At 67.5% G+C, this 9,617-nt stretch carries 5 protein-coding genes and 1 pseudogene; all 6 read left to right on the top strand.

The window, feature by feature from the left end; all coding sequences use genetic code 11:
• The first annotated feature begins 84 nt into the window (after positions 1 to 84).
• Positions 85 to 894 carry a signal peptidase II gene (lspA, locus tag HMPREF3165_RS04980; RefSeq protein ID WP_070511263.1) on the top strand — a complete coding sequence of 270 codons (810 nt, stop codon included), beginning with the start codon at positions 85 to 87 and terminating at the stop codon, positions 892 to 894.
• Positions 891 to 1,811 carry an RluA family pseudouridine synthase gene (locus HMPREF3165_RS04975; RefSeq protein WP_070511262.1) on the top strand — a complete coding sequence of 307 codons (921 nt, stop codon included), beginning with the start codon at positions 891 to 893 and terminating at the stop codon, positions 1,809 to 1,811. Before lspA ends, HMPREF3165_RS04975 begins: the two co-directional genes overlap by 4 nt.
• A gap of 50 nt (positions 1,812 to 1,861) precedes the next feature.
• The gene (locus HMPREF3165_RS04970) at positions 1,862 to 2,464 is read left to right on the top strand and encodes a GNAT family N-acetyltransferase (protein ID WP_070511272.1); all 603 of its coding nucleotides are present in this window, start codon (positions 1,862 to 1,864) and stop codon (positions 2,462 to 2,464) included.
• Between the two features lie 62 nt (positions 2,465 to 2,526).
• A pseudogene (locus HMPREF3165_RS04965) lies at positions 2,527 to 3,496 on the top strand (ketopantoate reductase family protein).
• A 176-nt stretch (positions 3,497 to 3,672) separates the two neighbouring features.
• On the top strand, positions 3,673 to 7,266 hold the full coding sequence (gene dnaE / locus HMPREF3165_RS04960) for a DNA polymerase III subunit alpha (protein WP_070511260.1): 3,594 nt from the start codon (positions 3,673 to 3,675) through the stop codon (positions 7,264 to 7,266).
• Between the two features lie 308 nt (positions 7,267 to 7,574).
• Positions 7,575 to 9,608, top strand: coding sequence for a BCCT family transporter (locus HMPREF3165_RS04955; RefSeq protein WP_070511258.1), 2,034 nt, complete (start codon positions 7,575 to 7,577; stop codon positions 9,606 to 9,608).
• The last annotated feature ends 9 nt before the right edge of the window (positions 9,609 to 9,617 follow it).

Genomic DNA, 9,617 nt, shown 5'->3' with positions numbered 1-9,617 from the left:
CGACCCGCACGGGTCGCCGCCCTTCGCTGGGTACACAGCCCATTCGTCACCCGTTCTCCTCTGAGCACAATGCGAGAAAGCCCCATGCCTGACCACGTCGATCCCGCATCCTTAGCGCAGGAAGCCGCCGGCAATGCCGCTGACGGCGGTAACGCCGATCACGCCGATAGCGCCGTCCCGCTGCCCACGGACAATCCCTCCAGCGCCATGGATAAGGCCATGACGTCGCAGGAGGGGGCAGCGGGCGTGAGACGATCCAAACGCCTCCCCGTGATCGTGCTGTGGCTGGTGGCGATCATTGTGATCGTCGTGGACCAGGCCTCCAAGCAGTGGGCGCTCTCAGCCCTGTCCGACGGTCGGCACACGGCGCTGTTCGGCCGGGCGCTTGGCCTGGTCCTGGTGCGCAACCCGGGCGCCGCCTTCTCCTTCGCCACCGGGCAGACGTGGATTTTCGCGCTCATCGCCTCCTGCGTCGTGGCCATCATCATCCGTGTCTCCCGGAACCTGGCGTCTGGCTCCTGGGCGGTGGCCCTCGGCCTGGTCCTGGGCGGCGCGGTCGGCAACCTCATCGACCGCCTTCTGCGCGAGCCAGGCTTCCTGCGCGGCCACGTCATCGACTTCATCGACTACGGCGGCTACTTCGTGGGCAATGTCGCCGACATCGCCATCGTGGCGGCAGCCGCGGGCATCATCATCCTGTCCTTGGGAGGCTGGGAGATCGACGGCACGCGTGCCGGCGCCTCAGACGGCCCGGAGGCGGAAGGCGGTGGCGCACCGCCCTCCTCAACCCGCCGAGGAGTTCGGGCCCGCGGGAAGGGTCGCGCCGAGGCGTCCTCCAAGCCGGGGGAGCCCTTGGATGCATCGACGCAGGCGACTCCCGTGGAGCCGCAATGAGCGTGCGCCTGCTGCCCGTCCCCGACGGCTTCGACGGCGAACGCGTCGATGCCGCGCTGGCCCGGATGACGGGATTGTCCCGCAGCCGGGTCGAGGACCTGTGTGAGGCCGGAGAGGTGCGCCGAGGCGGCGAGACGCTGGCCAAGTCCTCTCGTCTGCGCGCGGGCGAGCTCCTCGAGGTCGACCTGCCCGACCCACGTCCCGTCGAACCGGTCGCCACTCCCGTGGAGGGCATGGAGCTGCTCTACGAGGACGAGGACATCGTCGTCGTCGACAAGCCCGCGGGCGTGGCCGCGCATCCCTCCATGGGGTGGGACGGCCCCGACGTCCTCGGCGCCCTGAAGGCCATGCACGTGCGAGTGGCCACCTCCGGCGCCGCCGAGCGCCAGGGCATCGTCTCGCGCCTGGACGTGGGCACCTCGGGCGTCATGATCGTGGCCAAGGGGGAGCGGGCCTACTCGGTGCTCAAACGCGCCTTCCGGGAGCACACGGTGGACAAGGTGTACCACGCCCTGGTTCAGGGCCACCTCGATCCCTCCAGCGGCACCATTGACGCCCCCATCGGCCGTCACCCCAGCCGAGAGTGGAAGATGGCCATCATCGAGGGCGGGCGGGAGTCCATCACCCACTACGACGTCATCGAGGCGATGCCCGGGGCCTGCCTGGCCGAGATCCACCTTGAGACCGGGCGCACCCACCAGATCCGCGTCCACATGGCCGCCGTCGGCCACCCCTGCGTCGGAGACGCCACCTACGGCGCCGACCCGGTCATGAGCGCACGCACCGGACTGATCCGCCAGTGGCTCCACGCCCGCGAGCTCGGCATCGCCCACCCCATCACCGGTGAGCACATGGTCTTCACCTCTGACTACCCCGACGACCTCGTCCACGCCCTCGATGTCTTGCGCCTGCCGTGAACAGGCTCTCCGTGGAGGTAATAGTGACTGATCGCCTGCGTCGCTCGACCATGGCCCCGACGACGAGGCCGAGCGCTGACGAGGCGGTCTCGGAGACTCCCACCCTCGAGATCCGCCCGGCCACCGCCGTCCACGAACCCATTGGCTTCGCAACCGCCTGTGGCGATGAGACGGGCCCCGAGGCCGACCGGCTCCGCAGGTCCGTTGCCGACGTTCGTCTTGAGGTCTTCGTTGTTGAGCAGGCGGTTCCCCTCGCCCAGGAGATCGACGCCCGCGACGAGGAGCCGACCACGATCCATCTCCTGGCCAGTGGAGCTGATGGAACACCCCTGGGCGCCGGACGTCTCCTGATGGAGCCCGAACACCCCGGTCGGGTCCATCTGGGCCGCTTGGCTGTACGGAGCATCGTGCGCGGTACGGGGCTGGGTGCCCGCATCGTCGCTGCCCTCGAGCAGACTGCACTGAGCCACTCCGGCCGGCCCCGTGTGGAGGTGGTTCTCTCAGCTCAGGAGCAAGCCATGGGCTTCTATGAGCGCTGCGGATACCGGGTCCTGAACGGTCACCGCTACCTCGACGCCGGTATCTGGCACCAGGACATGGCCCGCATCGTCAGCAGCATCAGCACCGAGGACAGTTCCGGCCGTACCGCCTAGGCCGGTCGCTGACACCTGGGTGTACGTGCTCGTGCGGACAGCAGGACTGAGAGGAGACACTCATGAGGATCGTCGTCATCGGTGCCGGGGGCATCGGAGGATGGCTCGGCACCCGTCTGGCCGCGAGCGGCCAGCAGGTCGGCTTCCTGGTTCACGATCGCACCCTGGCGGCTCTGCGCTCGGGCGGGCTGACGCTGCGTGACTGCTCCCGGGGCGATCCCGGTACCGTGACCGCCCGCATCGAGACGCCCCTGGCCAGTGAGGATCCGCAGGCTCTCAACGACGCCCTCGGCGGTGACCCGGACCTGGTCTTCGTGACCACGAAGGTCGATGCGCTACCGCAGCTGGCCTCGGCGCTCAGAGTTCTGACCTGCCCCGACACCGGTGTCGTCTCCACCCAGAACGGGATCAGCGCGCCCGGACTGCTCGCCGACGCCGTCGGCAAGGAACACGTCCTGCCCGGAGTCGCCCGGGTCTACTCCGCCATCACCTCGCCCGGAGACGTCCGCACCATCGGCAACGCCGGCTCCCTGGCCCTGGGGGAGTGGGACGGTGCCGCCACCGCTCGTAGCCGCGCCGCCGTCCATGCCCTGGAGGCGGCCGGAATCCGGTCCTGGATCCCGGATTCCATCTGGGCCGAGCTGTGGCGCAAGGTCTCCTTCGTCGTCGTCCAGGGGGCCCTCGGCGCCGCCACGAACGCGCCCATCGGCGTCCTGCGCAGCGACCTGAGAGACGCCTTCACTCGGGCCGTGGGCGAGGTCGTCGCCGTCGCCGCGGCACTGGGCCACGACCTGGCCACCGACGATGCCCCCCGACCCGGTCGCTGCGGCCCTGCGCATGGCTGACGCTCAGCCGGCCGGAGCCACCACATCGATGCAGCGGGACATCGCCTCAGGCCTGCCCAGCGAGCTCGACGCCCAGCTCGGTGCCCTGTGCCGCGCCGGAGACGAGGCGGGTGTTCCCACCCCCGTACTCGACCTTGCGCTCAGCGTCCTGGCTCCGCGAGAGGCCGCCGCCCGGGCGGGCGCCTGAGCCCGAAGCACCTCTCGGAGGTGGTGGGAAGGACGCCGCCCAGCAGAGGATTTCTCCCCCGGCTTAGCCACTACCTCGGCGGTGTCCCGTCATGGCTGGGCAAGGCCCCGCCTTCGTGTTGGAGCGCGCCGGGCCCCTCCAGGAGACAGGGCGCCGGGCGGGCCTAGGATGGGGCCATGGCGGAGATGAGCAGTCAGGAAGAAGCAGCCCCCAAGGACGACTTCGTCCACCTCCACGTCCACACCGACTACTCCATGCTGGACGGCGCCGGGAAGATCAAGGACTACGTGGCCGAGGCCAAGCGGCTGGGCCAGCCCGCCCTGGCGATCACCGACCACGGCTACATGTTCGGAGCCTACGAGTTCTACGCGGCCGCCACGGCTGCCGGTATCAAGCCGATCATCGGGGTCGAGGCGTACATGACTCCGGGCACCTCCCGCTTCGACAAGACCCGTGTGTTCTGGGGCGATGAGTCCCAGCGGAGCGACGACGTCTCCGCCCGCGGCTCCTACACGCACATGACGCTGCTCTCACGCAACAACGAGGGCCTGCACAACCTCATGCGCATGGACTCCTTCGCCTCCCTGGAGGGCCAGTGGGGCAAGGCGCCGCGCATCGACCGCGAGCTGCTCTCGCGCTATGCGGACGGCCTCATCGGCTCCACCGGCTGCCCCTCCTCGGAGGTCCAGACCCGCCTGCGCCTGGGCCAGTGGGACGAGGCCCTGCGCACCGCCGGGGAGCTGCAGGACATCTTCGGCAAGGAGTTCTTCTACGTCGAGCTCATGGACCACGGCCTGGAGATCGAGCAGCGCGTCACCAAGGACCTGCTGCGCATCGCCAAGGAGATCGGGGCCCCGCTGCTGGCCACCAACGACTCCCACTACGTGCGCCCCGAGGACCGCACCATCCAGGACGCGATGCTGTGCATCAACTCCGGCTCCGTGCTCTCCGATCCTGACCGCTTCAAGTTCGACGGCGACACCTACTACCTGCGCCCCGGCGCCGAGATGCGCCGTCTCTTCTCCGAGATGCCCCAGGCATGCGACAACACCCTGCTCGTGGCCGAGCAGTGCGACGTGCACTTCCGCACCGTCGACGAGGGGGCCTCCTACATGCCGGCCTTCCCCGTCCCCGAGGGGGAGACCGACGAGTCCTGGTTCATCAAGGAGTGCTGGCGCGGCATGGACCGCCGGTTCAACGGCGACATCCCCGAGGACTGCCGCAAGCAGGCCGAGTACGAGATCAGCGTCATCACCCAGATGGGGTTCCCCGGCTACTTCCTCGTCGTGGCCGACTACATCAACTGGGCCAAGGCCCACGGCATCCGGGTCGGGCCGGGGCGTGGATCGGGAGCCGGCTCCATGGTCGCCTACGCCATGGGCATCACCGAGCTCAACCCGCTGCGCCACGGGCTCATCTTCGAGCGCTTCCTCAATCCCGAGCGCATCTCCATGCCCGATATCGATGTCGACTTCGACGAGCGTCGGCGCGATGAGGTCATCGAGTACGTGCGTGAGAAGTACGGCGCCGACCGCATCAGCCAGGTGGTCACCTACGGCGTCATCAAGGCCAAGCAGTCATTGAAGGACTCCAGTCGCGTCATGGGCTACCCCTACGCCGTCGGCGACCGGCTCACCAAGGCCATGCCCCCGTCCGTCCAGGGCAAGGACATCTCCATCAAGGGCATCTTCAACCCCGCCGACGAGCGCTACGGCGAGGCCGAGGAGTTCCGCAAGCTCCACGCCGAGGACCCCGACGCCCAGAAGATCGTCGAGCTGGCCAAGGGGCTGGAGGGCATGACCCGTCAGTGGGGCGTCCACGCCTGCGCCGTCATCATGTCCTCAGCCACGCTGACCGACATCATCCCCATGATGCAGCGCCTGCAGGACGGCGCCGTCATCACCCAGTTCGACTACCCCACCTGCGAGCACCTGGGCCTGCTCAAGATGGACTTCCTGGGACTGCGCAACCTCACGGTCATCTCCGACGCCCTGGAGAACATTGTCGCCAACGGCAAGCCGGCCCTGGACATCGACCACGTCGAGCTCGACGACCGCGCCACCTACGAGCTGCTCTCACGCGGTGAGACCCTGGGCGTCTTCCAGCTCGACGGCGGGGGAATGCGCACGCTGCTGCGCCTGATGAAGCCGGACAACTTCGAGGACATCTCCGCCGTCGGCGCCCTCTACCGGCCCGGCCCCATGGGGGCGGAGTCCCACACCAACTACGCGCTGCGCAAGAACGGCCTGCAGGAGGTCATCCCGATCCACCCCGAGCTCAAGGAGGCCCTCGACCCGATCCTGGGGACCACGCACGGTCTCATCGTCTACCAGGAGCAGGTCATGAAGATCGCCACCGACCTGGCGGGATTCTCCATGGGCAAGGCCGACGCGCTGCGCAAGGCCATGGGTAAGAAGAAGATGGACATCCTGGCCAAGATGTTCGTCGAGTTCGAGGCCGGGATGGTCCAGTCCGGCTTCTCCAAGGAGAGCGTCAAGACTCTGTGGGACGTCGTCGTCCCCTTCGCCAAGTACGCCTTCAACAAGGCCCACTCGGCCGCCTACGGCGTCGTGTCCTACTGGACGGCCTACCTCAAGGCGCACTATCCGACCGAGTACATGGCCGCCCTGCTCACCAGCCAGAAGGACAACAAGGACAAGCTGGCCGTCTACCTGGGGGAGTGCCGCCACATGGGCATCACCGTCCTGCCCCCGGACGTCAACGCCTCGCGGGCCCAGTTCTCCGCGGTCGGTGAGGACGTGCGCTTCGGGCTGTCCGCAGTGCGCAACGTCGGCATCAACGTCGTCGACGCGATCGTGGCCGCCAGGGAGGACAAGGGCGAGTTCACCTCCTTCGAGGACTTCCTCGACAAGGTTCCCGCGGTCGTGTGCAACAAGCGAACCATCGACTCTCTCATCAAGGCCGGGGCCTTCGACTCCCTGGGGCACACCCGGCGTTCCCTGCAGGCCTGCCACGAGGACTTCGTCGATGAGGTCATCGGCGTCAAGCGCAACGAGGCCGCCGGCCAGTTCGACCTGTTCGCCTCCCTCATGGGTGGGTCCGACGACGCCGACGACTCACCCTTCGGCAACGGCCCGGTCTTCTCCTCCGACGTTCCCAACCTGCCGGAGTGGGACAAGAAGGACAAGCTCGCCTACGAGCGCGACATGCTGGGCCTCTACGTCTCCGACCACCCCCTTATGGGCCTGGAGGGGCTGCTGGGCAAGCTCGCGGACAAGGAGATCTCCGAGCTCCACGAGAACGATGAGCTGCCCGACGGCGCCATGGTCACCATCGCCGGGCTCATCACCTCCCTGACCCGCAAGACCACCAAGCAGGGCAACCTGTGGGCCATCGCCCAGGTCGAGGACCTGGCCGGAAGCATCGAGGTGCTCTTCTTCCCCCAGACCTATCAGACCGTCTCCACCATGCTGGCCCCGGACACGGTGGTCACGGTGCGCGGACGTCTCAACCGGCGTGACGGGCAGGTCGCCCTGTACGCCCAGGAGATGACGATCCCGGACATCTCCAGCGCCGCCCACGAGGCGGTCCTCATCACCCTTCCCACCAACCGGTGCACCGGGCCTCTGGTGGAGCAGTTCAAGGACGTGCTCACCAAGCACCCGGGTGGCTCGATGGTCCGTCTGACGCTGACCAGTCCGGGGCGCGAGGTGCGTACCCAGCTGGACGCCTCGCTACGGGTGGAGGCCTCGCCCGCCTTCTACTCCGACATCAAGGCCCTCCTCGGCCCGGGGTGCCTGCGCCACTAGAAAGCCGTTTCCCAGGGAGTGGATCGCCCGCCCCGATGGGGACGTCGAGCAACCGATGCCAGCCCGAGTGGGCACCGTTCGCCAACCCGTTCGTGATCTCACTGTGTCCTCATCAGTGCGCCGCACGCCGTCTTTCCTTAGGGCGGCAGGTCCGCCTTCGGGAAGGTGGAAACCGGTTTTGAGGCGGTATTCCCACAGGTCGTGCCACCTTCACCAGGGTTGGTGCTCACGTGGCGCCCCGTCTTCATCTTGATACTCTCGTAATGTCCACAAGCAGTCGGTGACTGTATTGTCTATGAGGTAATTTGATGAGTGACGAGGATTTCAACCCTCCAACGTTGACGCAGCAAGAGGAGCGGGACGCCGGCCCGCAGGAAGGGCGGACGGGGGAGGTCCTCCAGGGCGCGGCGGCCGCGACGCCGGCCTTCCAGACCTCCCCGGCAATCGTGAAACGCCGCCAGCGTCACCTGCTCGACCGCCTGAGGAGATCGGTCTCCCGCCAGCCCCACGACGTCGGTGAGGGAATGGACAAGGTGGTCTTCGGCGTCGCCGCGGCCGCGACCATCGCCTTCGTCGTGTGGGGCTTCATCTCTCCGCACGGTCTGGGGAGGGCCTCCAAGTGGGCCCTGGGGGGAACGATCAGCAACTTCGGCTGGCTGTTCGTCCTGTCCTCGACCCTGTTCGTCGTCTTCGTCGTCTTCGTGGCGGCCTCCCGGTTCGGCAAGATCCCCCTGGGTGGGGACGGAGAGGAGCCCGAGTACTCCACCGGCTCCTGGGTCTCCATGATGTTCGCCACGGGAATGGGGATCGGACTGATTTTTTACGGGGTCGGTGAGCCACTCTACTTCTACATGTCGCCCCCGCCGGAAACGGTCGACCCTCAGACCGCCCAGGCCGCCAGTACCGCCCTGGGCACGGCCATGTTCCACTGGACCATCTACCCGTGGGCGATGTACGCCCTGGTGGGGCTCGGGATGGCCTACGGAACCTACCGGCTGGGACGCTCCCAGCTCTTCTCGGCCATGTTCACCTCCCTGTTCGGGCGCCAGGCCATCGACGGGATCGGCGGGCGCATCATCAACATCCTGGCGATCGTCGCCACCCTGTTCGGGTCGGCCTGCTCCCTGGGGCTGGGAGCCCTGCAGATCGGCGGGGGCATGGTGTCGACCAACCTCGTCACCAAGTCCACCCCCGCGATGATGGTCGGCATCATCGCGATCCTGACGGCCTGCTTCGTGGCCTCCGCGATCTCCGGCATTGAGAAGGGCATCCAGTGGCTGTCGAACATCAACATGGTGCTGGCTGTGCTGCTGGCGATCATCGTCTTCATCGGCGGACCCACCCTGTTCATCCTCAACATCATCCCCTCGGCGATCGGCAACTTCATCGACGAGCTGCCCGCCATGGCCTCGCGCACGGCGGCTGTGGGCAATCAGGACATGGCCCAGTGGCTGTCCTCCTGGACGATCTTCTACTGGGCCTGGTGGATCTCCTGGACACCCTTCGTGGGAATGTTCATCGCCCGCATCTCGCGGGGTCGCACCATCCGGCAGTTCGTCACCGGGGTCATGCTCGTCCCCTCGGTCGTCTCCCTCATCTGGTTCGCCATCTTCGGTGGCGGCGCCATCGGGCTCCAGGAACGCGCCGAGCGCGCCGGCCAGGCGACGCACGCCCTTGTCCATCTCAAGGCCGATGGCACGCCTGACCTGAACTTCGACACGATCCTGTTCGACCTGCTCAACGCCATGCCTGTGCACAAGGTGGTCCTCATCGTCCTTATGGTGCTGGCAGTCGTCCTGGTAGCGATCTTCTTCGTCACCGGTGCCGACTCGGCCTCCATCGTCATGGGAGGGCTCTCGGAGAACGGTGCCACCGATCCGAGCCGCTTCACGGTCGTCTTCTGGGGCGTGGCCACAGGTGGCGTGGCTTCAGCCATGCTGCTCGCCGGTGGGGATGATCCGCGCGAGGTCCTCACCGGTCTGCGGGACATCACGATCGTCTCGGCGCTGCCCTTCGTTTTCGTCATGCTGCTGCTGTGCGTCTCGCTCTACAAGGATCTCAACAACGACCCCATGCTGCTGCGGCACTCGCTGGCCAACCAGGTCCTGGTCGACTCGGTCACCACCGCGGTCACGACGGCCAACGAGCCGCATGAGGTCGAGACCATCGAGCTGCACACCAGCCTGTCATCGACCACTGACGTCGACGACGCAGACGACGCAGCCGGTGAGGGCTGCCAGGACGGCACCGACGAGGCTGCGCAGGACCCGAGTGCCGACATCCGCGCCGTCGACGGCGCCGAGGACGCACCGACGGGATCGGAGCGGAGGCCGGAGGGCTAAGTCGGCGAC

Origin of the sequence: Actinomyces sp. HMSC08A09, assembly GCF_001807465.1 — a bacterium.
Taxonomy (GTDB): Bacteria; Actinomycetota; Actinomycetes; order Actinomycetales; family Actinomycetaceae; genus Actinomyces; species Actinomyces oris.
The sequence above is the reverse complement of the archived record's forward strand: the minus strand, read 5'-3'. Positions and strand labels throughout refer to the sequence as shown.

Coding starts and splice junctions, on each gene's coding strand:
- lspA (WP_070511263.1), top strand. CDS start 85: ATGCCTGACCACGTCGATCCCGCATCCTTAGCGCAGGAAGCCGCCGGC.
- HMPREF3165_RS04975 (WP_070511262.1), top strand. CDS start 891: ATGAGCGTGCGCCTGCTGCCCGTCCCCGACGGCTTCGACGGCGAACGC.
- HMPREF3165_RS04970 (WP_070511272.1), top strand. CDS start 1,862: ATGGCCCCGACGACGAGGCCGAGCGCTGACGAGGCGGTCTCGGAGACT.
- dnaE (WP_070511260.1), top strand. CDS start 3,673: ATGGCGGAGATGAGCAGTCAGGAAGAAGCAGCCCCCAAGGACGACTTC.
- HMPREF3165_RS04955 (WP_070511258.1), top strand. CDS start 7,575: ATGAGTGACGAGGATTTCAACCCTCCAACGTTGACGCAGCAAGAGGAG.